This is a genomic window from Foliimonas ilicis (assembly GCF_039939195.1).
Taxonomy (GTDB): domain Bacteria; phylum Pseudomonadota; class Alphaproteobacteria; order Rhizobiales; family Rhizobiaceae; genus Foliimonas; species Foliimonas ilicis.
This window is the reverse complement of record NZ_JBDUUH010000002.1, coordinates 194,210-220,158: the sequence shown is the minus strand read 5'-3', so window position 1 is coordinate 220,158 and position 25,949 is coordinate 194,210. Positions and strand designations below refer to the sequence as shown.

General features: G+C 60.7%; 22 protein-coding genes and 2 tRNA genes. 13 read left to right on the top strand and 11 right to left on the bottom strand.

The window, feature by feature from the left end; translation table 11 throughout:
* Positions 1-53: 53 nt before the first annotated feature.
* Both ABFT80_RS06560 and ABFT80_RS06555 read right to left on the bottom strand, forming a co-directional pair.
* Positions 54-275 (bottom strand): hypothetical protein, encoded by a 222-nt coding sequence (locus ABFT80_RS06560; protein WP_347971068.1) that lies wholly within the window; start codon positions 273-275, stop codon positions 54-56.
* Positions 276-334: 59 nt separating this feature from the next.
* The gene (locus tag ABFT80_RS06555; RefSeq protein WP_347971067.1) at positions 335-2,470 is read right to left on the bottom strand and encodes a ParB/RepB/Spo0J family partition protein; all 2,136 of its coding nucleotides are present in this window, start codon (positions 2,468-2,470) and stop codon (positions 335-337) included.
* A 324-nt stretch (positions 2,471-2,794) separates the two neighbouring features.
* On the opposite strand from ABFT80_RS06555, the gene ABFT80_RS06550 reads away from it, so the two are divergent.
* Positions 2,795-3,094, top strand: a complete 300-nt coding sequence (locus ABFT80_RS06550) for a hypothetical protein (RefSeq protein WP_347971066.1) — start codon at positions 2,795-2,797, stop codon at positions 3,092-3,094.
* A 470-nt stretch (positions 3,095-3,564) separates the two neighbouring features.
* Here ABFT80_RS06550 and ABFT80_RS06545 read toward each other — a convergent pair whose 3' ends face one another.
* The 3 genes from ABFT80_RS06545 to ABFT80_RS06535 are packed head-to-tail and all read right to left on the bottom strand — an operon-like array spanning position 3,565 to position 5,674.
* Complete coding sequence (locus tag ABFT80_RS06545; protein WP_347971065.1) at positions 3,565-4,347, bottom strand: hypothetical protein; 783 nt, start codon at positions 4,345-4,347, stop codon at positions 3,565-3,567.
* Complete coding sequence (locus ABFT80_RS06540) at positions 4,344-4,715, bottom strand: DUF2958 domain-containing protein (protein ID WP_347971064.1); 372 nt, start codon at positions 4,713-4,715, stop codon at positions 4,344-4,346. The genes ABFT80_RS06545 and ABFT80_RS06540 overlap by 4 nt, the downstream gene beginning before the upstream one ends.
* Positions 4,712-5,674, bottom strand: a complete 963-nt coding sequence (locus ABFT80_RS06535) for an ArdC family protein (protein WP_347971063.1) — start codon at positions 5,672-5,674, stop codon at positions 4,712-4,714. Before ABFT80_RS06535 ends, ABFT80_RS06540 begins: the two co-directional genes overlap by 4 nt.
* A 288-nt stretch (positions 5,675-5,962) precedes the next feature.
* On the opposite strand from ABFT80_RS06535, the gene ABFT80_RS06530 reads away from it, so the two are divergent.
* Positions 5,963-7,852 carry a bifunctional diguanylate cyclase/phosphodiesterase gene (locus ABFT80_RS06530; protein WP_347971062.1) on the top strand — a complete coding sequence of 630 codons (1,890 nt, stop codon included), beginning with the start codon at positions 5,963-5,965 and terminating at the stop codon, positions 7,850-7,852.
* A gap of 129 nt (positions 7,853-7,981) precedes the next feature.
* Here the strand turns inward: ABFT80_RS06530 and ABFT80_RS06525 are convergent, their stop codons facing one another.
* The gene (locus ABFT80_RS06525) at positions 7,982-8,650 is read right to left on the bottom strand and encodes a TetR/AcrR family transcriptional regulator (RefSeq protein WP_347971061.1); all 669 of its coding nucleotides are present in this window, start codon (positions 8,648-8,650) and stop codon (positions 7,982-7,984) included.
* An 82-nt stretch (positions 8,651-8,732) separates the two neighbouring features.
* On the opposite strand from ABFT80_RS06525, the gene ABFT80_RS06520 reads away from it, so the two are divergent.
* Entirely contained in the window at positions 8,733-9,473 is a 741-nt protein-coding gene (locus ABFT80_RS06520; RefSeq protein WP_347971060.1) for an SDR family NAD(P)-dependent oxidoreductase, read from the top strand.
* A gap of 196 nt (positions 9,474-9,669) precedes the next feature.
* Here ABFT80_RS06520 and ABFT80_RS06515 read toward each other — a convergent pair whose 3' ends face one another.
* Together ABFT80_RS06515 and ABFT80_RS06510 are read right to left on the bottom strand one after the other, a co-directional pair.
* Positions 9,670-10,167 carry an RES family NAD+ phosphorylase gene (locus tag ABFT80_RS06515; protein WP_347971392.1) on the bottom strand — a complete coding sequence of 166 codons (498 nt, stop codon included), beginning with the start codon at positions 10,165-10,167 and terminating at the stop codon, positions 9,670-9,672.
* 81 nt (positions 10,168-10,248) lie between these two features.
* Positions 10,249-10,938, bottom strand: a complete 690-nt coding sequence (locus ABFT80_RS06510; RefSeq protein WP_347971059.1) for a hypothetical protein — start codon at positions 10,936-10,938, stop codon at positions 10,249-10,251.
* 497 nt (positions 10,939-11,435) lie between these two features.
* Between ABFT80_RS06510 and ABFT80_RS06505 the strand changes: the two genes are divergently transcribed.
* Positions 11,436-13,112 carry a recombinase family protein gene (locus tag ABFT80_RS06505; RefSeq protein WP_347971391.1) on the top strand — a complete coding sequence of 559 codons (1,677 nt, stop codon included), beginning with the start codon at positions 11,436-11,438 and terminating at the stop codon, positions 13,110-13,112.
* Here ABFT80_RS06505 and ABFT80_RS06500 read toward each other — a convergent pair.
* Positions 13,071-13,145, bottom strand: a tRNA-Asn gene (locus ABFT80_RS06500). The two genes, ABFT80_RS06505 and ABFT80_RS06500, sit on opposite strands and share 42 nt — an antisense overlap.
* Before the next feature lie 190 nt (positions 13,146-13,335).
* Here ABFT80_RS06500 and ABFT80_RS06495 point away from each other — a divergent pair.
* The 8 genes from ABFT80_RS06495 (at position 13,336) to ABFT80_RS06460 (ending at position 23,085) form a co-directional block, all read left to right on the top strand.
* The gene (locus ABFT80_RS06495) at positions 13,336-13,626 is read left to right on the top strand and encodes a hypothetical protein (RefSeq protein WP_455189886.1); all 291 of its coding nucleotides are present in this window, start codon (positions 13,336-13,338) and stop codon (positions 13,624-13,626) included.
* A 109-nt stretch (positions 13,627-13,735) separates the two neighbouring features.
* Positions 13,736-13,809, top strand: a tRNA-Cys gene (locus ABFT80_RS06490).
* Positions 13,810-13,875: 66 nt separating this feature from the next.
* The gene (locus ABFT80_RS06485) at positions 13,876-14,550 is read left to right on the top strand and encodes a protein-L-isoaspartate O-methyltransferase family protein (RefSeq protein ID WP_347971057.1); all 675 of its coding nucleotides are present in this window, start codon (positions 13,876-13,878) and stop codon (positions 14,548-14,550) included.
* Positions 14,551-14,708: 158 nt separating this feature from the next.
* On the top strand, positions 14,709-16,100 hold the full coding sequence (locus ABFT80_RS06480; RefSeq protein WP_347971390.1) for a TolC family outer membrane protein: 1,392 nt from the start codon (positions 14,709-14,711) through the stop codon (positions 16,098-16,100).
* Positions 16,101-16,387: 287 nt separating this feature from the next.
* Positions 16,388-17,149, top strand: coding sequence for a PopZ family protein (locus ABFT80_RS06475; RefSeq protein WP_347971056.1), 762 nt, complete (start codon positions 16,388-16,390; stop codon positions 17,147-17,149).
* A 139-nt stretch (positions 17,150-17,288) separates the two neighbouring features.
* Positions 17,289-20,072 (top strand): valine--tRNA ligase, encoded by a 2,784-nt coding sequence (locus ABFT80_RS06470; protein ID WP_347971055.1) that lies wholly within the window; start codon positions 17,289-17,291, stop codon positions 20,070-20,072.
* Positions 20,073-20,431: 359 nt separating this feature from the next.
* Positions 20,432-21,673: an OmpP1/FadL family transporter gene (locus ABFT80_RS06465; RefSeq protein WP_347971054.1), complete on the top strand. Its 1,242-nt coding sequence runs from the start codon at positions 20,432-20,434 to the stop codon at positions 21,671-21,673.
* Between the two features lie 554 nt (positions 21,674-22,227).
* The gene (locus ABFT80_RS06460; RefSeq protein WP_347971389.1) at positions 22,228-23,085 is read left to right on the top strand and encodes a tetratricopeptide repeat protein; all 858 of its coding nucleotides are present in this window, start codon (positions 22,228-22,230) and stop codon (positions 23,083-23,085) included.
* A 275-nt stretch (positions 23,086-23,360) separates the two neighbouring features.
* Here the strand turns inward: ABFT80_RS06460 and xth are convergent, their stop codons facing one another.
* Together xth and erpA are read right to left on the bottom strand one after the other, a co-directional pair.
* Positions 23,361-24,152, bottom strand: a complete 792-nt coding sequence (gene xth, locus ABFT80_RS06455) for an exodeoxyribonuclease III (RefSeq protein WP_347971053.1) — start codon at positions 24,150-24,152, stop codon at positions 23,361-23,363.
* 111 nt (positions 24,153-24,263) lie between these two features.
* On the bottom strand, positions 24,264-24,614 hold the full coding sequence (gene erpA, locus ABFT80_RS06450; RefSeq protein ID WP_347971052.1) for an iron-sulfur cluster insertion protein ErpA: 351 nt from the start codon (positions 24,612-24,614) through the stop codon (positions 24,264-24,266).
* A 72-nt stretch (positions 24,615-24,686) separates the two neighbouring features.
* Here erpA and ABFT80_RS06445 point away from each other — a divergent pair, with 72 nt between their 5' ends.
* Positions 24,687-25,907, top strand: coding sequence for a deoxyguanosinetriphosphate triphosphohydrolase (locus ABFT80_RS06445; protein ID WP_347971051.1), 1,221 nt, complete (start codon positions 24,687-24,689; stop codon positions 25,905-25,907).
* Positions 25,908-25,949: the final 42 nt, after the last annotated feature.

Sequence of the window (25,949 nt, the reverse complement as noted above, 5' to 3'; positions counted from 1 at the left end):
CGAAAAGAGCCCGGCGCGAGGCCGGGCTCGGGAAGGTGGAACAGTGGTTGGGGCTAGTAGCCGAACTGCCAGGACGGCCAGTCCTGGCCGTCGCCGGCGGCCGCGACGGCCGCGGCCAGATGGGCCGACTCGCCCTCGACCACGACGGGATCGCGTACCGGCGTCTCGTCGATGACGGTGACCCGGGCGACGAGGCCGTCCTCGACTTCGACATGGACGGGCACGAGGTACTGGAAGACGACGCGCCGCACGGCTGGGGGGGTGGATTGCACCATCGGAAAGCTCCTTCGATTGGAGGGAGGCGCGGAGCGGCCAAAGCCGCCCCGCGACCCGGTCACTCGGCGGCCACGAGGTGGCGTTCGTCGTCCTCGGCCTCAGCCGAAGCGGCTTCGTCATCGCCGCTCAGGAAGTCGGGCAGCTCGGCGCCGTCCTCTTCGCCCGTCTCGACGTCCGGCGCTGGAACGCCCGCGAGATCAGCAAGCCGCAGCGGCTCGGGCAGCCAGCCGGTGTCGGTCAGCAGCCGCTCGGCCTCCTTGGCCATGTCGCCCTTCTTGAGGTGATCGATGAGCTGCGCCGACGCCTCGCCCTTCGCCTCCCGCACCGCTTCGAGAATGCGGGGCTTCGTGACCCGGCCGAGATAGTTATCGACCGTCGGGCGCCAACCCGCGTCCGCCATGTCGAGACCGACGGCGCGGGCGATGCGATCGGCCTGCTTCAACCGGCGTTCGAGGCCGTGCTGCGAGATGCCGGAGCCGCCATAGCGGTCGACCTTCTCCGAGAGCGCGTTGACACCGTAGGAGACGCAATGCGCCAGCAGCGCCATGCGACTGGTCTCGTCGAGATCGACCAGCCAGTCCCACAGCGCGTCCTCGTCCTGCGGGATGTCGGCCTCCCAGCCTTCCTGCCGATCCGCCACCGACTTCGCGGACGTGCTGTCCTTCAGGTCGGCGGCCTGGACCGAGAAGAAGACGTGCCGGACGGACACCTCCATGCAACCGCCCGAGGACGAGGTGCGGTGGAAGGTGTCGAGGACCAGCTTGTGCAGCAGCGCGGTGATGGCGATGTGCGGATTGCCGGCGAGAGCGTCCCGCAGCGCGAGCGTGCGGTGTGCGGTCAGCTCGCTGACCAGCCGTTCGGGGAGCGGTTTGACCACGTCGTCCTCGTCGTCCTCCGGCTCGGGCTTGCCGCCGATGGTGATGACGGCCCGCATCGGCTGCGCGTTCGGCGCGTCCCCTTCGCGTTCGCCGTCGCCGTCGCCGCCGGTCTGAGGCTCGATCGGGGCCTCGTCCTCGGGACGGACATAACCGCGCTCGACCATCAGGCGGCCCGAACTGTCGATGCTGACGAAGGCGCCAGCCCGCGCGATCTCGGCGGGGTCGTACACGGTCGGGCGGTTTTGGAACGCGGCGATCGCGGTCTCGATCTCCTCGAGCCGCAGATCGACGGCCTCCGGCAGATCCTCCCCGTCGTCATGCTCCGCATAGAGCCGATCCAGCTCCTCGGTCAGGGCCTCGTAAGCGGCCTGCTCGTCGGCGGTGAGTTCGGGCCGTTCGCCCGCGATCCGGCGCAGGCCGGACGTGTGCCCGTAGGGGAAGTCGATGCCGGCGGCGATCCAGCGCCAGCCTTCGGCGGCGATCTCCTCGGCGGCCGCGCCGATCTTCGCGGTGGCCAGGCTGTCGAGCAGAGCCGGGTCCTGCAACCAGCCGCCGTCGTCGTCCTGGAACAGGTCGCGCAGGGTGGAGCCGCCGGCAGCCTCATAGGCGTCGATGCCGACGAACTGCGCGCGGCGATCGGAGGCGCGCACGGCGCCTTCGGTCAGCATGCGCCGGATCTCGTAGGGCTGGCGGCTGTAGGAGCGCTGGATGGTCTCCCAAACCGTCATCTGGCGTGCATGATCATGCGAGACCGTGAAGGCCATGAGCTGGTCCAGCGCGATGCCGTCCTCGGCATAGATGTCGAGCAGCGCAGGGGCGACGGCGGCCAGGCGCAGTCGCTGACGGACCACGGCCGGGGTGACGAAGAAGCGGGCGGCGATATCCTCCTCGCCCATGCCGCGTTCGATCAGAGCGTGGAACGCCTTGAACTGATCGAGCGGGTGCAGCGCCTCGCGGTGGACGTTCTCGGCGAGGCTGTCTTCCTCGGCCGGGATGGGGGAGGCCGCGTCGCGGACGTTGCACGGGATTGGCGCTGTCTTCGTCAGCCGCTTCCCCTTGACCAGCAATTCCAGCGCCCGGAACCGGCGGCCGCCGGCCGGGACCTCGAAGATGCCGGTTTCCGCGCCCTCGCCGTCGAGCACGGCGCGGACATTGAGGTTCTGGAGAAGGCCGCGCCGGCCGATGTCCTCGGCCAGCTCGGGGATCGAGACGCCGGCCTTGGTCTTGCGGACGTTGGCCTGGCTCAGGATGAGCTTGTTGAAGGGGATGTCGCGACGCTCGCCAAGGGACGCGATCTTCTGAACGGCGGTTGCCATGTCGGGATACTCCATGACGGGCGGCCGAGAGACTCTCTCTCAACCTCCAACCCGTCACGAAAACCCGACCCTCCTCTTCCTCTCTGCTTCCGGCGCCGCCACCAGAACGGACGCCGAGCGCACCGCAGGATGTCCAATCGCGAATTCCTGTGTCATAGGGATCGGACGGCTATAATAGTCGTCCTACACGGCAAGGCTGGGTCGGGTCTCAACGCCACGCTCGGCGCGCGATGTGTCGACGAACAACGCTTCGGGACGCGTTGCTCAACTGGATTCACGCAGGTTCACCGTCTCGGCTTGGCCAGCGGCGGTCGGGAACGATTGATGACGACAGCGAACGAAAATCTTTGGCCGCAGGGCGCTGGCTTGCTGGAACGGTTGGGCAAACGATGGGGCCTGTTCTCACGCCCCTATACTGCGCCAAGACCGATGGATCGCGCGTTGATCGCCGCCCACGGAAAGGCGCTGACACTTTTGGCGACGACGCTCCAGGCGCGCGGTGTGCTCGATGTCGAGGATTTTTCCGGCACGCTCGGCGTCTTCAGCGTGGTGGTGGCCGAAGACAACCCGCTCGAGGGCGATATTCTGGCGGTCTGGGCCGGGATCATGAAGGAAAGTCTTTAGCGCCAGGCGCGCTTGGATCGGACCATAAGATCGCAAAGCCGGAAATCCGGCTCTGCACGACCGTGCAAACCCGTAAAGCCGGCTACAGATCGAGATCCTCCTGCAGGAAGCGACCGGGGATGTTCTCTTCGTGACTTTGCCAGACGATCGGGTCGTTCTCCCAGATCGTGACAAAGCCGCCGCCCGGCGAACGTGGCTACGGCGGCGAGGGCGTGAAGTTACGGCAGGCAAACTCGGCGGTGGTCGCCGAGAAGGCCGGCCTATCGCTGTTGCCGAGCAGGACGCGGTCGCAACTCCCGCTCGGTCGCTTCACCCGTCGGCGCGACAGCCCAAGCCGGAAATATTCATAAGCCTGCTGTTCGCTATCCGCCGGGGCATGCCAGTGGACGCAGTGCTTGCATCGGCCGGTGCGGTGATCTGTCGGATCGTCGATCGGCGGCCCGCCATTGTGGCCGGCTGGAGGCGATCGGTCATGATCGACCTCCTGTCCTGGCCGTCCTGGCAAGGGGGACGATGCGGCGTACTACGACGGGACGGGTGTCGGCCGCCTGGGCGAGGCGTTCGATCAGCGCGAGATCCGCATCTGCGCAGTCGCCGCTCACTTCTATGTCGATCCACCGCCCGGCGCGGTCGGCATGAATGTCGCCCATGCGACGAGTCGGTGAGGCGTGGCCGCTCATGCCCGGATCGATCCGCACGACCCGCGAGGTGAGAAAGAGGATGCCGGAGCCGAGGTTGCCGCAGAACAGCAGTTCGTCGTCGGTCCCGGTCTTCGGTCCGCCGCCGACCGGCCTGCGTCCGATCTTGCGAAAGGCCTCGGCGAAGCTGGCGGGATTGGCGGTAATGCGGGCCGTGGTCTTCTGGTGAAAGATCCAGGGTGGGCGATGCGGATCGAGACGGCCGACGGCGATCTGGTGGAGCATGTCGGCGAAACTCGCCGGGTCGGCCGGATACGGGCAGGTTCGCCACAGCGCGCGCGCAGTGTGACGCAGCGCGTCGTCGAGCGCGAACAGGCGCGCCCGAGCCTCCCGCCAGCGGGCGGCGCGCTGATCGCGCCGGTCCCGCTCAAAGTCGTCCCACCACTCGGCGCGACGGGCCATTTCCTCATCGACGCCATGCTGGCGGGCGCCGATCTGGGCGGCGAAGAGCGGCAGAGCCTCACGGTCGAGGCGTTGCTTGCGGAGAAACGCCGCGCGTTTGCGCGACGTCTCCCGATAGGCGGTGGGTCTGGGCCAGCGGCGGAAGCGCATCATCCGTCCTCCCGGCGAGACCGGGCGGCTGCGTGCAGGACGCGTTCAGCGGTCGTGATGCTGCCGGTCTGACGTGCCGCCTCGGCATAGACGGAGATCGGGAACGCACCCTCGAACAGGATGTCGCGCTCGATGCCCATGCCGAACGGTAGGCGCAGGGCCGCCATTTCCGAGAGGCTGAACGATCCCAGCTCGGGCTCGCCGAGGTCGGCAAGGCCGAACAGGGTGTCGCCATCCTCGTCGAGTTCGGTCGCCAGCCAGGTGCCGATGCCGAGCGGGTTGAAAAAGCGGACGACAGGCACATGGTCGCCGTCGCGCACGCGGCCGTTGGCGAGCAGGCGCTCGCGCAGCTCTGGGGTCAGGAGGATCATGCCGCCCTCCGCTCGTCGGAGGTGTCGTCCTCGTCGGCCGCCGGCGCCGCGCCGGGCAGAAAGCCGAGGAGGAAATCAGCCGCCTTGCTGGCCTGGGATGCGGCACGGACGATCGCGCGGTTGTCCTCGCGCAGCACCTCGAGCCAGGATCCGATGTAGTCGGCGTGGCGGACCGTCGGGACGATGCCGAGCGAGGCGCAGCAAAACGCCGCGTTCATCTCGGCCACCAGTTCCTCGAAGGCGTACTTCTTGGTGCCGAAGGCGCCCGTGAGATCCCGGTTCAGCCGGCTGTGATGGCCGCTGGCGTGGCCGAGTTCGTGCAGCGCCGTCCGGTGCCAGTTGATCGGCTCGAAATAGGCCTGCGGTGGCGGGACCATCACATAGTCGAGGCCCGGCGCGTAGAAGGCGCTGCTGCCCCCGATGCGAAAGTCGATACCGGTCGCAGCAATCAGGGCCTCGACCTGCGGTTCGATCAGGCCGGGCAGCGGCGGTGGGGCGACGACGGCGATGCTTTCGGGCAGGTTCTCACACTGGGCCGCGTTGAAGACTGTGAACCGCTTCAGGAACGGGATCGCCTGGGCGTCCCCGCCGGTCTCGCGGGCGCGCTTCTTCTCATCGTCCGGCACGAAGCGGTCGGCGTAGACGACGGTCGTGCCGTGCTCGCCCTTGCGGACATTGCCGCCGAGCGCCAGCGCCTGGCGAAAGGTAAGCCAGCTCTGCCCGGCGAAGCCGTGCTGGATCACGCTCCCCCAGAGGATCAGCACATTGATCCCGGAATATTGCCGGCCCGTCGCGGCGTTTCTCGGCATGGCCAGCGGCGCCTTCGCCCCCGCCGTTCCCCAGGGCTGGACCCAGGGCACGCGGCCTGCCTCCAGCTCGGTGATGATCTTATTGGTGATGTCGTCATAGAGGCTCGTCCGGTCCGAGCCGGCACGAGCGCGAGCGGTAGTTCTGGACATCGCGGTTCTCCGCGACGGGCGCCGGAGGCCTCTCCTCCAACCCTCAACCCGTCACGGCAAAGCCGGTGCGCACTCTCACTCTAAAGGGGGCGTTGCGGGGTCTCCCCGCAGAAGGGGTCGCCTGAGACATCGGGCTCGGGCGCAGGGGAAGGCTTTCCCCCCAATAAGGACGGTTAATTCAAAGTTTATCATTTGCGCACACAGAGCTTTCACCTGCGGCGACTATTATAGTCGCTGAAGCTGACGTCCTCAGGTTGACGCGGTCAGGGATGGGGCGGCCCAGTTGTTTTGCTGCATGTCGAGAACAGAATACTTCGATTAGTCGCCAACGGCGCCTCGCTGGGTGAGGCCATGCGCGAGCTCTGTCTTGCTGTCGAAGAAGAGTTGCCGGGCGTTGTCTGCACCGTGATGAGTGTCGATCGCGCCGGCCTGCTTCACCCACTGGCAGTCGCGAGCCTTTCGCAGAAATACGCCTTAGCTCTCGACGGTGTCATGATCGGCCCCGAAGTCGGCTCATGCGGGACCGCCGGCTATATGCGCATGCCGGTTGGTGTCACCGACATCGCCGGCGACCCGAGATGGGCGAAGTACAAGCACCATCCGCTTTCGGTCGGCCTTAATGCATGCTGGTCCTATCCGATCACTGCGGGGTACGGCGATCCCATCGGCGTCCTGGCGCTCTATTTTCGGGAATGCCGCGCGCCCAATGAGAAAGAGAAGGCAGCTATCGCGATCTGCCTTGACCTGTGCGACGTGGCCTTGCGGCGCCATGAACGTGTGATCGACGAAGAGCGACGGGCGAATATCGACGCACTGACCGGCCTGCCGAACCGGGCCGCGTTCAATGCAGCGCTAGACCGTGTGCCCTGTGACAAACCGGGATCATGGGGGCTGTTCGTTCTCGACCTCGACAATCTGAAGATCGTCAACGACACCTTCGGCCACCTGGCCGGCGACGCCTTGATTCAGACCGCAGCGAGCCGGGTCGCGCGCGTCATGGCGCCCGATGTCACGTTCCGGCTTGGCGGCGATGAGTTCGGCGTGCTTATTCAGGCGCCAGCCGCTCTGTCCGATCTCGACGGGGCGGCGGAACGGATCTTCGGTGCGCTGGAGGTGGCGGCAACGTGCGAGGGACACATGGTGGTCCCGCGGGCGACAATTGGCGGAGCGGTGCTCTGTGAAACCGAGCCGACCGCAGTGGCGGTGAACGAGGCGGCCGATTTCGCGCTGTATCATGCCAAGGAGACCGGCCGCGGCGGCTTCGTGCGCTACTGGCCGGGGATAGGGACGCGGATCACGCGCCGCCGCGACGCCATTCGCGATGTCGCGTTGGCGCTTAAGGACGGCCGGATTGATGCGCATTACCAGCCGGTGGTCCGAGTCGACACCCGCGAGATCGTTGGGGTCGAAGCGCTGTGCCGAATGACGACGGTAACCGGCGAGATCATGCCGGCGGCGGCATTTGTAGAGGCGACGTCGGATGCGCATGTCGCGAGCGCCCTGACGCAGCGCATGTTTTCGATCGTCGCCGATGACGTGCGGCGATGGATCGATCTAGGCCTTCAAATGCCGTTTGTTGCCGTGAACATATCGACCGTGGATCTGCATAGCGGTAAGCTGCTGGCGCATCTGAAGCGAAGTTTCGTCGAGCGCAACGTGCCGCTCGATTGTGTCGTCCTCGAAGTGGACGAGAACGTTTATATGGGGCAGCGCGATCAGGTGGTCGCGCGCGAACTGAAGGCGTTGCGCGCACAGGGGCTGCGTGTAGCGCTCGACGATTTTGGTACGGGCTATGCTTCGCTGACCCACCTCATCACCGTGCCGGTTGACATGATCAAGATCGATCGATCTTTCATCGCGCGGCTGTGGCCGGACGATCCCAGTTTGGTGATCGTCGAGGGGATCATTGACATCGCTCGGAAGCTTGGCATCCGTGTCATAGCGGAAGGGATCGAGACCGATGTCCAAGCCAGCCAGCTCTGGGTGATGGGCTGCCAGTTTGGACAGGGCTATGGGTTTTCGCAGCCCGTCCCGAGAGACGAGATGACGCGCATGCTTCGCCGGCATGCCGAGGGCGACGGCGCTCTACCATTGCCCGAGAGTGGGGCGTTCTCGTCGCCGATCCGTGCTGGCGGCGATCGCGTCCGAGGCACTGGGACGTCGGCCCGGACGGCCTGACGAACGCGATGTCTACCCTGGTCCGATCAGATGACGCTGCCATTGGCGCGACGGACCGGTCCATTCACTCAAGGATTCATCGCCACGCCCGCGGAAGCGGGAAGGCGGCGTCCCGATTGCCGATGAGGCCTAACCGGCCAGTTGCCGCCTTGAAGTCATGCCATCCCATCCTGCCATGGCAAACTCAGCCACCGCCTCAATATCCGCGCGATCTGCTCCATCGCGCGCTCGGATTGCCATGCCGCTTTGCACTGTTTGGACAAACCGTGCGAGCTTAGAGACATCGATAGATGACGGCAGATCGCCTTCGACGACCGCTTTTTCGAAGCGAGCTTTGAGAATTTCGAAAGCTCCGGAGCGGGCCGCCTTCATGAGTTCGCTGAGTTCGACGTGGCCGTCGCTCCCTACAAACCCAAGATTCACCATGCAGCCATGCGGCAGATCGGAATCGGAACCCGTCATTGCACGCGCCGAGTCTTGAAGGAACGCCAGTACTGCCTCGCGCGCCGTCGTGCACTTGCGAAAGCGTCCGAGCACCAACTCTTCGTGGGTCGTCGAGTAAAGATGCAGCGCTTCGGAATACAGCGCGTCCTTCGAGCCGAAAGCGGCATAGAGACTCTTCGTTCCTATACCCATCGTCTCCGTCAGATCGGAGATGGACGTGGCTTCATACCCTCTGACCCAGAATAACCGCATGGCTTTGTGCAGCGCCACGTCGCGGTCGAATTCGCGCGGCCGGCCAAGAACACGTTGCCTCGAATCCGCGCCCTCGCGCACTGGGAAACTCTTTTTCTGCATCGACCGCTGTATAAAGTGGTTGACCGACCCCGGCAACCCAAATATGAGCCTTATGCAGCGATCGATGCATAAAGGAAGAACGATGACAGATTTGAGTGGGAAACGTGCGCTGGTGACTGGTGGATCACGCGGCATCGGCGCCGCCATCGCGCTGGTGCTGGCGGAGAGCGGCGCGGATGTGGCATTCACTTACCAGAACTCGGCCGAACGTGCCGAGGCAGTAGTGGCTTCGATCGAAGCAGTGGGCCGACGCGGGATTGCCATTCAGGCAGACAGCGCCGATCCAGAGGCGATCAAGCATGCGGTCAAAAACGCAGTCGATGCGCTCGGCGGTCTCGATATTCTGATCAACAGTGCAGCCCTCGGCATCGCTGGTCTGATCGCGGACATGGATCTTGCCGACTTTCAGAAGATACTGGACATAAACGTGCGCGGTCCGGTTCTGTTTACGCAAGCCGCAATCCCGCATCTTTCCACCGGTGGCCGCATCATCTCAATCGGCTCGAGTCTGGCGGAGCGCGTCCCGTTTCCCGGCAATACGGCTTACGCGATGTCCAAATCGGCGCTGGTGTCTTTCACGCGCGGTCTCTCCCGCGAACTCGGCCCGCAAGGCATCACCGTGAACTTGCTCTCGCCTGGATCGACTAACACTGAAATGAACCCGGCAGATGGACCCAGCGCAGATTACCAGCGCAGCCTCACGCCGATCGGGCGGTTCGGAGAACCACGTGAAGTCGCCGATGTCGTCGCGTTCCTCGCCAGCCCGGCAGCCGCGCTGATAACCGGCTCCGTCGTGACCGCCGATGGTGGCTTCAACGCCTGAACCGTCCCAACCGCAGGCGTTGCCGTTCGCTCACGCGAATGGCAGCGCATGCAGCAACGGCATATCAAACAAGCGGAAGAGTGTTCATGACCACAGGACAAAGCCCAGCCGGATAGATCCGGGAACGCATTCTTCCAGTCCGACAAAGTCTTCGAGACAAGTTTCGTTTTCATCACTCAGAAGAGTGAAGTCCGCATCAGCCAAGCCCAATTTTATAGCGTGCGAGCAGCGCAGCGAGACCGGCCCGATCAGTCATGATTGGCTCGGAAGCAGCCGCTCCCAACCGGGGACTCGCTCGTTCGAACAAGGCGACGCAAAGTTCGCCGTTGTCGTGATTTGAGCGATAGGCGATCCCGTCGGGCCGCGCGGGGTGGTCGTGAATAGCCTTCGACCATTGACGGGCGGGTGGATGCAGTCCGCTGCTGACCGCACCGGTGGCGCCCAGTTGCGCAAGGCCAGGCCCATGCAGACTCACGAGATGGATCGGCGTCTTGATCTCGATGTCGCAAAAGGAGCGAGCTTCCAGAAAGGACAATTGCACGAAGCGTGTCCCGACAGCGCGAAGGCAGGTCTCGGCGAAAGCTCCTTCCACGCTCGTCGAAAAATAGCAGACGCCGTAGGTCCTTGCTGGATCGTCGAAGCGGTTCCGGGCGCTCGCCCCAAAGAAGATGGGACCTAGGTCGCTCCGGTGGATCCGAACGAGCCGTGTATCGGACGCTATGGTCTCTAGGGGCAGATCGCGGCTGGCGAAGTCGGCGGGGGCAGCGGGACGGATTTAGGCCGCGCCATGTTCGCCGTAAGCCGTCGCAGCCTCGATTACCTCGTCGATCTTGCCCTCGCGGAGAAGGTCGATCGGTCGGCGCCCGCCCAGCCGGAGATCGCCTGTCAGCATGAAATTGACCCGCATCCACGGTTCATCGATCTGGAAGGCGTCCAGCACCTCACGGATGCCACGCAATAGGCCGTTCTTTCCGATCTGGAAGGCGGGATAGACATACCCGTCGCCGACATCGAGCCAGAAGACGTGGTTGCGCTCCCGCTTGCGGCCGAGGCCTTGAGGCGTGATGCCGAGGTGTTCGGCAAGTTGCTGTGCGGAAAGAGCGCCGCCTTCGGCCTTCAGCATGTCGCGCTTCATTTCCGCGCCACGCAGGAGGGCTTCGGTCAGGGGATCGGGCTGATCGGGCGTGATTTCCGCGCCAATGGCAACAGCGTCGCGCAGCGAACGGAAGAGCACATCCGTATCGGTGGAGGCCCCCACGGCTTCAAGAAGCCGTTCCCGCGGCATCCGCTCAGCTATGCGGGCGAGCGCGCGGCCGGTCCGAAGAACGAAAGCCTCGACGAGATCATCGCTCGGGCCTGGCTCACCGCGGCGGGAGCGCACTGGAACCGGTGCGGCAGGCGTCTCGGCAAAATGGCTCGCACGGCTGCGGCGGGGCTGGCTTCCAACAGGGATCGGGGCGGCCATGAGCAGGTTTTCCTTGGAAAGGTTCAGTTGTTCTGCTAAATATAGTCCATGAAAACGGAAAATTCAATTGCTGTTGTCGCGAGGAAAGGCGAACCCGCCGTTTGCGCGATTTTACGCTTCTCTACGATCCGCCACGACGCGCCGTTCCCGCCGATCGGCGCCGGACGCCGCCGATTTGGCGATCGAAGAGCGGCCAATAACTCACTGAAATCAGTGCGGTATAGCTTATTTCGTGCAATTCTTGGTGCATGTCTGTCAAGCCAAAGCCCTCTGCATCAGCAGACATCGTTGATTTCTTCGACTACGCACCGACGCTTGAGCCCCGGCGGCGCGCGAAGCGTCGTCCGGCCGACCCGTGGCAGCTCAAGATCACGGATGATTGGGCGGACCGCATTCCAGTCACCGAAGCCGAACTGGACGTGTTCGAGGTTCAATTCGGACCGCTCCTCGATGAGCTGCTCGGCTCGAAGACTTAACCGTTTGAACGGAGGTATCGCATGAACGCCAAAGCGACCCCCGCCTTGGCGTCGCCAAGGCGTGCCGCGCTCTATCTCAGGGTTTCCACAGGCCGGCAGGCCGAGAATGACCTGTCCATTCCCGACCAGCGCCGTCAGCTTCAGGCTTACTGCCAGGCGAAGGGGATCGCCATCGTTGCGGAGTTCGTCGAGCCGGGCGCATCGGCCACGGACGACCGCCGCCCCGAATTTCAGAAGATGATGGATGCCGGCGCGCAAAAGCCGACGCCGTTCGAGTTCATCATCGTCCATTCGTTCTCGCGATTCTTTCGAGATCAGTTTCAGCTCGAATTCTATGTGCGACGGCTGGCGAAGAACGGCATCCGCTTGACGTCCATCACGCAGGACCTCGGTGATGATCCGATGAGCGTGATGATGCGCCAGATCATGGCGCTATTCGATGAGTATCAGTCGAAGGAAAACGCCAAGCATACGCTTCGAGCCATGCGGGAGAACGCCCGGCAGGGGTATTGGAACGGCTCGCGACCTCCGTTCGGCTATCGGATCGTGGCGGCGGAACTGCGGGGGACCCGCACCAAGAAGAAAATCGAGCCCGACCCGGCTCAAGTCGACACCGTCCGGCTCATGTTCCGCCTCGCGCGGGTAGGAGCCGACGACGGTCCGATGGGGTCGCGCCAGATCGCCGATTACCTGAACATGCGGGGCATTCGAACCCAGACCGGCGGCCGGTGGGGCGTCGGAGCCGTCCATCAGATCCTGACACGGGAGACTTATATCGGCCGCCACCGCTTCAACGTGACGAGTTGGCGCAAAAAGGAACGGAAGCCCGAGGACGAGGTGGTTGAGGTCGAGGTCGAGCCGATCATCAGCGAGGCGGAGTTCGCCGAGGTCCAGGCGGTGATGCGTTCACGCAGTCCGCAATTAAGGGCGCCGCGATTTGTTTCTGCCGGAACGCTCCTAGGCGGTGTGTGCTTCTGCGCCGATTGCGGGGGAGCCATGACGCTCCGGACGTCCGGCAAGGGCAATCAGTACCGCTACTACACCTGCTGCACGACCGCTCGCCAAGGAAAGACCGGTTGCCGGGGGCGCACCATCCCGATGGAAGAGCTGGACACGATCATTGTGTCGCACCTTGAGGATCGGTTGCTGGCGCCCGAACGACTGGAGGAGCTGCTTGCCGGCCTGCTCAAGCGTCGTGAGGAGCATGGCGAGCGCCTCAAGGGTCGGTTGGCGGAGCTGCGAAAGCAGGCGGCGGACTCCGAGGCCAAACTGACCCGGCTCTATGAGGCGATTGAGAATGGTCTCGCCGAGATGGACGATTCCAACCTCAAGGGACGAATCGTCGAGCTGAAGAGAATTCGGGACGCCGCCCGGGCGGACGCCGACAGGGCGGAAAGCCGTAGCGAAGGGGAAGATAACCGCCTGACGCCTGAACTGCTACGCCGATTCGGAATTGAGGCCCGGAAGAAGATCAGGGCGAACGATGGCGGGTTCCGGAGGAATCACCTGCAGGCGCTTGTGCAGCGGGTAGAGGTCGGAGTCGACGAAATTCGGATTAAGGGGTCGAAACCAAGGCTCCTCCAGACGCTCGTGGCGTCTGGAGGAAACTATGGAGTGGAAACGGCGACGCACGGCGTTCGCAGTTTCAATCCGAATTGGCTCCCCGGGCCGGATTCGAACCAGCGACCAACCGGTTAACAGCCGGTTGCTCTACCACTGAGCTACCGGGGAACAGCCTGCTCGTGTGAACGTGGCTGCCTATAGCAAACCCTTTTCGGCTTTGCAAAGCTGCATTTCGCAATTTTTCCAAACTATTCGATATATCTTTTGGCTCGCAATTCGTGAGCGAAGCCATCATATCTCTGTTTCCCGGTCGGCAAAGGGCCGTACCGGGCCGTTTTTGCACTGAATCACGCCCGATATGAAGAATATGAACTTACCAGATCCGCCTGTGGATGAACCGGTTTTGCCCGCCAGAAAGATTTCGATTTTCGGACGCGAGTTCCGGATGCCGCAATCTCGCCGGCTCAGAATCACGCTTGGCGTGGCGTTGGCCTTCCTTGGGTGCCTGGGTTTTTTGCCGATACTCGGCTTCTGGATGATTCCGCTGGGCATCCTGATTCTGTCCTATGAGTTCGCAACAGTGCGGCGCTACAGACGGCGCTCGGTCGTCTGGTGGGAGCGCAGGCGGGCGCGGCGCAAAAAGAATTGAGCGGACGTATATGAAACGACCGTGCGAAAGTTTTTCAAATCCGGCTTCGCGGCTTGACGCAAAAATCCGGGCAACCTATGGAAGCCGTGTAGAACGCCTGAAGCGGCGAGGCCTCGTGGCGGAGTGGTTACGCAGAGGACTGCAAATCCTTGCACCCCGGTTCGATTCCGGGCGAGGCCTCCAAACTTCCATGGCGCGTTCTGCGCGAATGAAATGCGCGATAGTCGCGCCGAAACGGGTCGAATGGGCATGAGCGCTGATTTCGCCGAACGTCGCGTCAAAATGGTCGATGGCCAGGTTCGCACGACCGATGTCACAAATTCATCCTTGATCGCAGCGATGCTGTCGGTTCCGCGCGAGGAGTTCGTCGATACGCAGCGCGTGAGCCTTGCCTATATCGACGAAGACATCCAGATCGCGCCGGCAACAGGCGATTCCGGGCCGCGTTACCTGATGGAGCCATCGCCCTTTGCAAAGCTGGTTCAGCTTGCCGAGATCAAGGCCGACGATTTCGTTCTCGATGTCGGTTGCGGCACAGGATATTCGTCCGCCGTTCTCTCGCGTCTGGCGACCTCCGTCGTCGCGCTGGAAAGCAATCACGAACTCGCCGAGCGGGCCACCAGAACATTGTCCGAACTCGGCTTCGACAATGTCGCGGTGATCGAAGGCGCGCTTCCGCAGGGGCATGCTGCAGAGGCGCCTTATGACGTGATTTTGATCGGCGGCGCAGTGGGCGAAGTTCCTGAAAAACTGCTAGAGCAGCTCAAGGAAGGCGGTCGTCTCGTTGCGGTCGAAGGCTATGGGAATGCTGGCGTTGCGCGGGTTTATACCAAGGCGGACGGCGTCGTGACCGGTCGAAGGGCTTTCAATGCGGCAATAAAGCCACTACCTGGCTTTGAACGTGCGGCGGAGTTCCAATTTTAGTGTGTTCTCGCTTGCAGCGATTGCGCTGACATGATGCGTTAAGCTTTGGGTAATCGTCGCTGATTCCTGAGGCGCATCTTCTTGGGCGAGGCACGGCAATTAAGCTGATCGTGCATAAGCACAGCGGCGGCTTTGCCGAAACGAATGAGGGTTATGTCGTGTCGTTTTTACGCAAAGGTTTTTTTGCAACAATTTTGATTTCCGCAACCGCGCTTTCTCCAGCGACTGTTTCGGCTGAAACCATTCTTGGAGCGTTGGCCAAGGCCTATCAGAACCGCTCCACCATGAATTCGGCTCGTGCCGGTGTTCGTGTGACCGATGAGGGTGTGGCAATCGCCAAGTCCGGTTATCGTCCGAACATCACTGCCAGCGCCGACATCAATCAATCGCAGACGCGCACGAACAGCGATATTGGAAACCGTACGAGCAATCTGACCGCAGGTGGCTTTGGTATCCAGATCAACCAGATGCTATTCGATGGCTTCCAGACCAAGAACACTGTCGCGGCAGCCGAGTCCCGCGTGCTGGCTTCCAATGCAAGTTTGCAGAACCAGGAACAGAATACGCTTTTCGACGCGGCCAGCATCTACATGGACGTTATCCGTGATCGTCAGATCGCGGTTCTGCGTGAGCGGAACCTGCAGTTTTTGAGCGAACAGGTTCGCGCGGCGCGTTCGCGCTTCGAAGTGGGTGAGGGCACACGCACCGACGTTGCCCAGGCTGAAGCGACCCGCTCGCTGGCCGTTGCGCAGTTGAGTTCGGCTCGTGCGCAGGCAAAGTCGAGCGAGGCGATCTACCGCCAGTATATTGGCGATGCGCCGACGAATCTGAAGGCGGCTTCACCGATTTCGAAGCTTCTGCCACGCAGCCTCGAAGCTGCCACCGCGCAGGCTTCTCAGCAGCACCCGGCTATTATTTCGACCGAATATCTCGTCGATGTGGCGGGTTTCAATGTCAAATCCGCCGAAGGTGCTTTGCTGCCGCAGATTTCGGCGACCGCAGGCGTCAACCGCAGCTACCGTGAGGGCTCACCTGATCTGACAGGCCAGAACGGATATTCCGATACCGCAAGCATTGGCGCAACGCTGTCCGTGCCGATCTATCAGGGCGGTCGCGCTTCGGCGCAGGTTCGTCAGAACAAGGAATCGCTCGGTCAGGCACGCATCGAAGTCGATGTCATTCGCGATCAGGTGCTGGCTCAGGCAACGTCTGCCTGGTCGCTCTATGTCGCTGCGCGTGAAGGTGTGGCCGCAAACCGTGAGTCTGTCTCTGCGGCGCAGCTCGCGCTTAATGGTGTTATCGAAGAGCGTAATGTCGGACAGCGCACGACGCTGGACGTCTTGAACGCTCAGGCCGATGTCATCAACGCACAGATCAATCTGGCAAGTTCGGAGCGCGATGTCGTTGTCGCGAGCTATGCGATCCTGCAATCGACCGGCGAACTTTCGGTACGCCGTCTCGGCCTGCAGGTGACGGAATACAAGCCGGAAGAGCATTACAACGCCGTCAAGGACAAGTGGTTCGGTCTGCGTACGCCAGACGGCCGGTAAGCTTCGAGACAATTCGAATGAGCATGACGCCGCCTTCGGGCGGCGTTTTGCGTTTCAGGTGCCGGAATTTTCTATCTTGTTGAAAGGCCCCTGTTTTCAAGAATGGGGATTCTCGCAGCCGCCTATGTCGGATACGCTCTAGCGGATTGATTCGTTAAGACTTTTATCGAGCCTGTCGAATCAAACGCCGAGGCCGGTTTGGGGGACTTCCGGCGTTAAAACAGGGAAAGTGGCGTCAGCACTGGTTTCCAGCGTTGCCGCCTGTCACAAGGGCGGCAAGTGTGACGATGGCACAAGCAAACAGCATACAGCGCGAACCTTCGATGGAGGAGATTCTCGCTTCCATTCGCAGAATCATCGAAGACAGCGACACCGGGCGCAAGCCTGAGGATCTGGCAGAGATTGCGGCTGAAAAAATCGAAGGCTCGGTGATCGAGGTTGATGCTTTCCGTGCGGAATTGCGCGCCGAGCTCGACGATGTTTCCAAGCCGGAGCCTGCGGCAGTAAGCGCTTTCGATGCGCCGCTTCGCCCGGCTTTCGAACCCAGGCAGTCAAACCCGATCAGCGCTGCGGTCGAAGCGCTCCAGCAGCGCGCAGCTCCCGTAGAGCATTTCGAGGAAAAGCCGGAAGCCAATCCTGCACCTCAGGAAGAAGAGGCGCCCGTCGCTTACGAAGACAAAACCATCGAACCGGAGATGGAATTACAGAACAACGATTTTGAAGCCTCGCCGGAACAGACCGTCGAGCAGGAGCCTGCGGTTTCCGAGCCTGTTGCAGCCGAAAAGCCTGAAATTGCGACGCCGCAGCCAGTCGTGACGGAAGTAACCTCCAAGCCGTCGATCGTTTCGGAAACGACGAGCAAGCAGGTCGCGGCGGCTTTTGGCGAACTCTCGGAGGCATTTGCCGCCAGCCGCCGCAAGAGTTTTGATGAGATGGCCGAGGAAATGCTGCGCCCGATGCTGCAGGATTGGCTCGACAACAATCTGCCGACGCTTGTCGAGCGCCTGGTACGCGAAGAAATCGAACGGGTGGCTCGCGGCGCGCAGTAGAAATATCTACATTATGCCGGAACGCGCCGCCTTCGGGCGGCGTTTTCATTTGTACGGCAATTTCGCCGCTGTTGACTCCTTTTAGCCCTTCCGGTTTACAACCGGACACAAGAATTCCCCGAAAATGCGGACAAATCCCATGCTTGAGAAGACTTACGACGCGAAAGCGGTTGAACCGAAAATCGCCAAGTTGTGGGAAGAGGCCGACGCGTTCAAAGCTGGCGCGGGTGCGGCACCTGATGCAGACCCGTTCACGATCGTCATTCCGCCGCCCAATGTCACTGGTTCGCTGCATATGGGACATGCGCTGAACAACACTGTTCAGGACATTCTGGTGCGCTTCGAGCGCATGCGCGGAAAGAACGTGCTTTGGCAGCCGGGCATGGACCATGCCGGTATCGCCACGCAGATGGTTGTCGAACGCCAATTGGCCGAGCGCCAGATTCACCGCCGCGACATCGGGCGCGAGGCGTTCATCGACAAGATCTGGGAATGGAAAGACGAATCCGGCGGGATGATCTTCAACCAGCTCAAGCGGCTGGGCGCGTCCTGCGATTGGTCGCGTGAACGCTTCACCATGGATGAGGGGCTTTCGAAAGCCGTCATCGAGGTGTTCGTGACGCTTCACAAGCAGGGCCTGATCTATAAGGACAAGCGTCTGGTCAACTGGGATCCGAAATTGCTGACGGCGATTTCCGACCTCGAGGTCGAGCAGCATGAGGTGAACGGAAACCTCTGGTATTTCCGTTATCCCATCGAGGGCAAAACCTACGATCCGGAAAACCCAGAGACATTCGTTACAGTTGCAACGACCCGCCCTGAAACGATGCTTGGCGATACCGGCGTCGCGGTTCACCCGGAAGATGAGCGCTTTGCCAAGCTGGTCGGCAAGAATGTCGTGCTGCCCATCGTTGGCCGCAAGGTCCGCATTGTCGCCGATGAATATTCCGACCCGGAAAAGGGTACGGGCGCGGTGAAGATCACGCCTGCGCATGACTTCAATGATTTCGAGGTCGGGCGCCGTCACGATTTGCGCGCGATCAATATTCTCACGGCAGAAGCACACATAAACATCAATGAAAACGAGGACTTCCTCGAAGGACTTGATTCAACGCCGGAACAGCAGGCGCTTTGGAATCAGTTGCATGGCCTTGATCGGTTTGCGGCACGCAAGCTTATCGTCCAGATCATGGAAGAGGGCGGTTTCCTCGAAAAGATCGAACCGCACCGCCATACTGTCCCGCATGGCGATCGCGGCGGTGTGCCGATCGAACCGTTTCTGACCGACCAATGGTATGTGAATGCCGCCGAACTGGCGAAGCCTGCCATTGCCTCGGTCAAGGAAGGCCGCACGAATTTCGTGCCGAAGAATTGGGAAAAGACGTATTTCGACTGGATGGAAAACATCCAGCCCTGGTGCGTTTCGCGCCAGCTTTGGTGGGGCCACCAGATACCGGCATGGTACGGCCCGGATGGTTCGGTGTTCGTCGAGCGCACCGAGGAAGAGGCGCTTGGTGCCGCGATTCAGCATTACATCTCGCATGAAGGGCCGATGAAGGCCTATGTCGAAGACCTTCTGGAGAATTTCCGGCCCGGCGAAATCCTGACGCGCGACGAAGACGTGCTCGATACGTGGTTTTCGTCCGCACTCTGGCCGTTCTCGACGCTCGGCTGGCCGGATAAGACACCGGAACTGAAGACTTATTATCAGACCGACGTTTTGGTCACCGGCTTCGACATCATCTTCTTCTGGGTCGCCAGAATGATGATGATGGGCATGCATTTCATGGAAGAAGAACCCTTCCACACGGTCTACGTGCATGCGCTCGTTCGCGACAAGAACGGGCAGAAAATGTCCAAGTCCAAGGGCAATGTCATCGACCCGCTCGAACTCATCGACGAGTATGGTGCGGATGCGCTGCGCTTCACGCTGGCCAGCATGGCAGCGCAGGGCCGCGACGTTAAGCTCGATCCGGCTCGTATCGCGGGCTATCGCAACTTCGGCACCAAGCTGTGGAACGCCACGCGCTTTGCCGAAATGAACGGTGTCGCGCGCAATGACGAATTCTGGCTTCAGGATGCCAAGCTCACCGTCAACCGCTGGATTTTGACGGAACTGACGCGCGCCACGCGTGCGGTCACGGAAGGCATCACCAGCTATCGCTTCAATGAAGCGGCAGGTGCTGCCTATCGCTTTGTCTGGAATCTGTTCTGCGACTGGTATCTGGAACTGCTGAAGCCCGTCTTTGCCGGAAACGACGAAGCTGCCAAGGCCGAGAGCCAAGCCTGCGTCGCCTTCGTTCTGGACGAGATCTACAAGCTTCTGCATCCGATGATGCCGTTCATGACGGAAGAGCTCTGGGCGCATACGGCGGGCGAAGGCAAGGAGCGTTCGACTCTACTTTGCCACGCTGCATGGCCGAACCCGGAATTCGAAGACGATGATGCCGCTGCCGAAATCAACTGGCTGGTCGATCTGGTGTCCGGCATTCGCTCGGTGCGTTCGGAAATGAACATTCCGCCTGCAGCCATCGCGCCGCTCGTCGTTGTCGGTGCGAATGAAAAGACGCGCGAGCGCCTTCAGCGTCACGAAACGGCGATCAAGCGCCTGTCGCGTGTCAGCGACATATCCTCGGCTGACGCAACGCCGAAGGGCGCTGCCCAGATCGTTGTTGGTGAGGCGACCTTCGGGCTGCCGCTCGGCGGCCTGATCGATCTGGACGCGGAAGCCGCGCGTTTGCAGAAGGAACTTGCAAAGGTGACGGAGGAAGCCGCGCGCCTTCACAAGAAGCTGTCCAACGAGAAATTCATCGCCAATGCAGCGCCGGAAGTCGTTGCTGCAGACCGCGAGAGGCTGGTCGAGTTTCAGGAACAGCAGGAGAAGCTCAATTTTGCGCTTTCGCGGGTTCGCGACGCCGGTTAAGCCTCGCTGAAACAATGATTCTGAAACGTAAAGACCGGATGTTTCGGTCTTTACGTAACGTTCCGCTACGTAAGCTTTAAGGCGTAGCGGACGTTTTTGGCCGTATTGTTGCCGTAATGTTACAAACGGCCCTTTTTGGGCGATTTTAGCCCTATTTTCCATAAAATCACGCAGTTTTGCGCATGTTTTTCGCTTCGAACTCTCTCAAAGCAGGCAATTTCGTGATGAAAATCCGGCCGCGCAAGCAGCGGGCGCGGGCATAACAACAATTGCGAAAGCTTTGCTCGCATAATCCTTGTTGCAAGCGTTCGGCGAAGCAGTTCTAGCTGTCGTTGAGGATTTTTTGGGAGAGGGAACTAATGAAAAACACGATTGTAAAATCGGTTCTGGGGATCGGAGTTCTATCGCTGGCGCTCAGCGGTGCAGCCTATGCTGGCGGCTTAGAGCGCAGTTCGCAGGATTTCGACATTCTTTTTGAAGAAGGACATGCTTTCGAAGCTGGCGTTACCTTCGTCGCGCCGCAGCGCAAGTACAAAAATATCCGTGGTTCGTTTATCGGCGGTGCGACGGGTGGCATCAACCCGAACAATGGCCAGCCCTATTCGACGAGCGTCGAAGAGAGCAAGGACTACTTTGTCCCGAAAGTTTCGGCAAAATTCGCGTTCCATGAAGATGCCGCGTGCGCCGGTCAGTTCCGTACGCCTTTCGGTGCACACACGGATGTTGGCATGGACACGGTCGCCATGTACGGCAGCATCGAGCAGGAAATCAAATCCCGCGATTACGGCCTGAACTGCTCCTATCGTTTCAATATGGGCAAAGGTTACCTGCGTCTTCTTGGTGGCGTGAGCTATCAGGAAGTCGAAGGCCAGCAGACCAAGTTCCTGCTCGCAGGAACCCCAGGGTCGTTCCCGGTTCCGTTGAATCGCATTGGTAAGCTGGACGTTGACGACAGCGGCATCGGCTGGCGTGCGGGTGTCGCATATGAGATTCCCGAAATCGCACTGCGCACATCGCTGACCTACCAGTCGAAAATCGATTATCGCCTCGAAGGCACCATCGAAAATCTCGCGCCATTCACCATACCTGTTTATGGCGATGCGACTGTGCCTCAGTCGGTTGAATGGAAAGTTCAGTCCGGTATCGCGCCTGGCTGGCTCGCATTCGGTTCGATCAAATGGACTGATTGGTCGGTTATTCAGAGCATCGGCTTCCGCAACAAGGATCAACTCGGTCCGGTTACGCCGGGCGGCGTCGAGATCACCAGCCTCGATCTTTATTATCGTGACGGCTGGACGATTTCGGGCGGTGTCGGCCACAAGATCAACGATCAGTTCTCGGTTGCCGGTTCGGTGGCGTGGGATCGCGGTACGACAACCGGCCTGAACTCGCAGACGGATACGTGGACCTTCGGCCTTGGCGGTTCCTATACCCCGACCAAGAATTTCGAAATCCGTGCCGGTGGCGCACTCGGAATTCTGACATCCGGTACGAAGGACGATCGCGTCATTGATGGTGACCCGAACCTTACCGGCTTCGTTGCCGATTTCGGAAACGACCTTGTTTCGGCGTTGTCGATCTCGGCCAAGCTGAAGTTCTGATCTTCAACTCGACAAATCCAGAAAAGCCCGGCCTCAACGCCGGGCTTTTTTATTGCCGGCAAAGAGTTCGTCTTGAGAAATGGTTGAATTGTCCGCGCGTATTTGTGCTGAATCGGCAACACTATTTCAATAAGCCATAGGCTATAGATCGGGCGGGGTCCTTTTGCCTACTTCCCGCCATAAACCCAACGCACCCGTAGTCAGGTCAAGGGCGGGCAAGGCTTAATGACAAAGCCGCGATCAACGCGGCAGGGATAAGAATGGGCACGTATCTAGTATCCGAACTCGGATGTTCAAGGTCCGGGAAAACAAAGAAACCAGGCGGCATCGCTGCTTTGGCGTCTCATTTGAATCCACTCCGATTTTTACCGTCCGACAGGCGCTTTCCCGTCGCTGTGGCGCACCGCCCCACTTCGGTCGAAAACCCCTCGCATAATTCTCTTCATCAAGCCGGTGGCGATGCAATCGCTGCCGGTTTCAATGTCAGAGCGGCTGCCGCAACCGCGGTTAGCCCTTCAAGGGAAGCGTTCAGCGCACCGTTCACCATGGCCGGCATGATTGTGCAGAAAGAGACTGGAAAGCGCGGCGCGAAAGCGTTTCCGCGCCAGCTCAACTCTGCGAGAATCGCGCTGTTTTCCCTTGTCGCGGTGACCTGCGCCGCCGTCAGCAGCGCACATGCGTTCGACGACAAGATATTCGACGACAATACAGGCGGCGTTCGTGCCGAATCCAGCCCTTGGGCGGTCTTCCAGTTCGGCTTCTCGGCCTACAAGAGCGGCCACAAGGATCAGGCAGTCGAAGCCTATCGCTATGCTGCCGAAAACGGTCAGATCGGTGCTACGTGGAAGCTGGCGCGCATGTATGCCGAAGGCGACGGCGTGGATCGCAATGACTACGAAGCCTACAAGTTCTTCCGTGAGATAGCCGATCAGGATGTCGAGCCCGGCAGCCCCGAGGAAAGCTATGTGTCGGATGCGCTGGTCGCGCTCGGCGCATATTCCAAAAAAGGCATACCCGGTTCTCCGATTACTGCCGATCCGGCCGCCGCGCAGGAATATTATATGCGCGCCGCCGCAAACTATCGTAACCCGGCCGCCCAGTACGAAATGGGCAAGATGTTCCTGCGAGGCGATGGCGGCGTAAAGACCAGCGTTCGTCAGGCCGGACGCTGGCTGCAGCTCGCGGCGGAAAAAGGCCATACAGGCGCGCAGGCGACGCTCGGCAATCTGCTGTTCCAGAGCGGCAAGGTCGTTCGCGGACTGGCCATGATGACAGCAGCCCTCGAGCGCGCATCGCCCACCGACCGCGTCTGGATCCGCGGCATGCAGGAAGAGGCGTTTTCCTTGGCGGCAGAAGCCGACCGCCGCACGGCGATCTCGCTCGCCGAGGACATTCTTACCAAGGGTCAGTGATTGGTTGACGTTTATTCAAAACGTTAGATCGCCTTGTTTCAATATGACGGGGTGATCTAATGAGTTGTGGTAACGCTTTGTCGCGCCCCCCTCTGGCCTGCCGGCCATCTCCCCCACGGGTGGGGAGATTGGCAGTTTCGAGGCCCTGCCAAACGTTCACCGTTCAACATTAGCGAAATCATAAATGAAGGCCAATCTCCCCACTCGTGGGGGAGATGTCCGGCAGGACAGAGGGGGGCGCGGTCCCGCTAGCGTTTGAGACTAACCTCAATAACTCAGGCCGCTTCCAACTTCAGATCCACCGCCACCGGCACATGATCCGAAGGTTTTTCCCACGCTCTCACATGCTTCTCGATGCTCGCCGAGCCAAGACGATTGGCCGCTTCCGGCGACAGCATCAGATGGTCGATGCGGATGCCATTGTCCTTCTGCCACGCGCCCGCCTGATAATCCCAGAACGTGTAGACACCGGCGGCATCGGTCGTGGCACGCACGGCTTCGGTAAAGCCCAGATTTCCGAGCCGCCGGAACAACTGTCGTGTTTCCGGCTGGAAAAGCGCGTCGTTCACCCAAACTTCGGGGTGCTTTGCGTCTTTAGGTTCAGCAATCACATTGTAATCGCCAGCCAATACGAGCGGTTCTTCAAGTGAAAGCCGATCCTCCGCCCAGCGCTCAAGGCGCTCCATCCAGCCAAGCTTGTAGGGAAACTTGGGCGTATCGATCGGATTTCCGTTCGGCAGATAAAGCGAAACGACCCGCAAAACGCCGCTGGTGGTCGAAAATACGCCTTCGATGAAACGTGCCTGTTCATCCGTGTCGTCGCCGGGAAGACCGCGATTGACCTCATCGAATGGCAGCTTGGAAAGGATCGCGACGCCGTTGAAACCTTTCTGGCCATGCGTTTCGACATTGTAGCCAAGCGCCTCGATTTCGGCGCGCGGAAACTGCTCGTCTACGGATTTGATTTCCTGCAGGCAAACGATGTCGGGATTGCTCTCGCCCAGCCAGTGAAGGAGGTTTCCGATCCTGGCCTTGATGCCATTGACGTTCCAGGTAACAATTTTCATGAAATCACGCGACTGTTTCGGTGCTCACTTGATGGCAGAATTCCATCTGCAAGTCGACGTCGCATAAAAAAAGGCCGCTCGAAGCGGCCTTTTATTTTGAATTCGTGCCGTTCAGATCGAAAAACTTGTCCCGCAGCCGCAGGAAGCAACCGCGTTCGGATTTCTGATCTGGAAGGACTGGCCCATCAGATCGTCGACGAAGTCGATGACCGAACCGCCCATATAAATCAGCGACATTTCATCGATCAGAACGGTCGCGCCATCCTTTTCGATTGCGATGTCATCGTCGTTTTTCGAATCGACCAGATCGAATTTGTAGGAAAAACCGGAGCATCCGCCGCCTTCGACGGACACGCGCAAACCTATCTTGCCGGGTTCTCCGGCAACGATCTTTGCGACGCGCTTTGCGGCCGCATCGGAAACTTCTACATTTTTCATCGAAATCTTGGCGTCAGCGCCCATGGGCGTCACCTTGCAATTGCGTTCTTACCATAGGTATGAAGCGCGTGGGGGCAAGTCAACCGGCGGCGGTCAATGAAAGATTCAAGCAAGCTCGATGGTATCGGCTTCGGCTATCGTCCGAGGGCCGCCTATGCATGCGATCCGGCAACATCGCGGGGCAGGCTGTTCGATGAAGTCGAGAGCCCGACGCGAACGCCTTTCCAGCGCGACCGCGACCGCATCATCCATTCTACCGCCTTTCGCCGCCTGAAGCACAAGACTCAAGTGTTCATCGCTCATGAAGGCGACCATTACCGCACGCGGCTGACCCATACGATCGAGGTCGCGCAGATTGCGCGGGCGTTGGCGCGCGCTCTTCGTTGCGACGAGGATCTCGCCGAGGCCATCGCGCTCGTCCATGATTTCGGCCACACGCCGTTCGGCCATACTGGCGAAGAAGCGCTGGATGAGAAGATGAAGCGCTGGGGCGGCTTCGACCACAATGCGCAATCCTTGCGTATTGTGACGCGGCTGGAACGCCGCTACGCCGAGTTCGACGGCCTGAACCTGACTTGGGAAACGCTGGAAGGTCTGGTCAAGCACAATGGCCCGCTGACCGATGCGTCAGGGCAGGGCCTCAAAGGTCCGGTTCCGAAGACCATAGTGGACTACAATACGCTCCAGGATCTCGAACTGGACCGTTTCGCGGGGCTTGAGGCGCAATGCGCGGCCATTGCCGATGACATTGCCTACAACACGCACGACATCGACGATGGCTTGCGGGCAGGGCTGCTCGATCTGGAAATGCTGGATTCGGTGGCGCTTCCGGCTGGTATCCTGCGCAACGTGCGCGAAAAATACCCCGCGCTGGATGCGGTGCGCACCGGCCACGAACTCATGCGGCGCCAGATCACCATGATGGTCGAGGATGTGATCTCGACTGCGAGTGCTAATCTCGTGCGCTTGAAACCGCAAAGCGCCGAGGATGTACGCCTTGCCGGTGAAACGATCGTGAGTTTTTCGGCAGAAATGGCCGAGGACGAACGCACGCTGAAAGCGTTTCTCTACAAGAATCTCTACCGCCACCACGATGTCATGACGGTGAGGGCGGATGCCGAGCGCATGGTCCATCAATTGTTCGACGTCTATTTCGCCAATCCGCGGGAGATGCCGGAAGGCTGGCGCGAAGGACTGGACCGCGCGGAAGACCGCATAAAGGCGCGTGATGTGGCCGATTTTCTGGCGGGCATGACCGACACCTATGCGATCAAGGAACACAGGCGCTTGTTTGACCAAACGCCCGATTTAAGCTAGGCGAGAGCCAGTTTTCCGGTGTTTTCCGGTCAGAATTCTCGA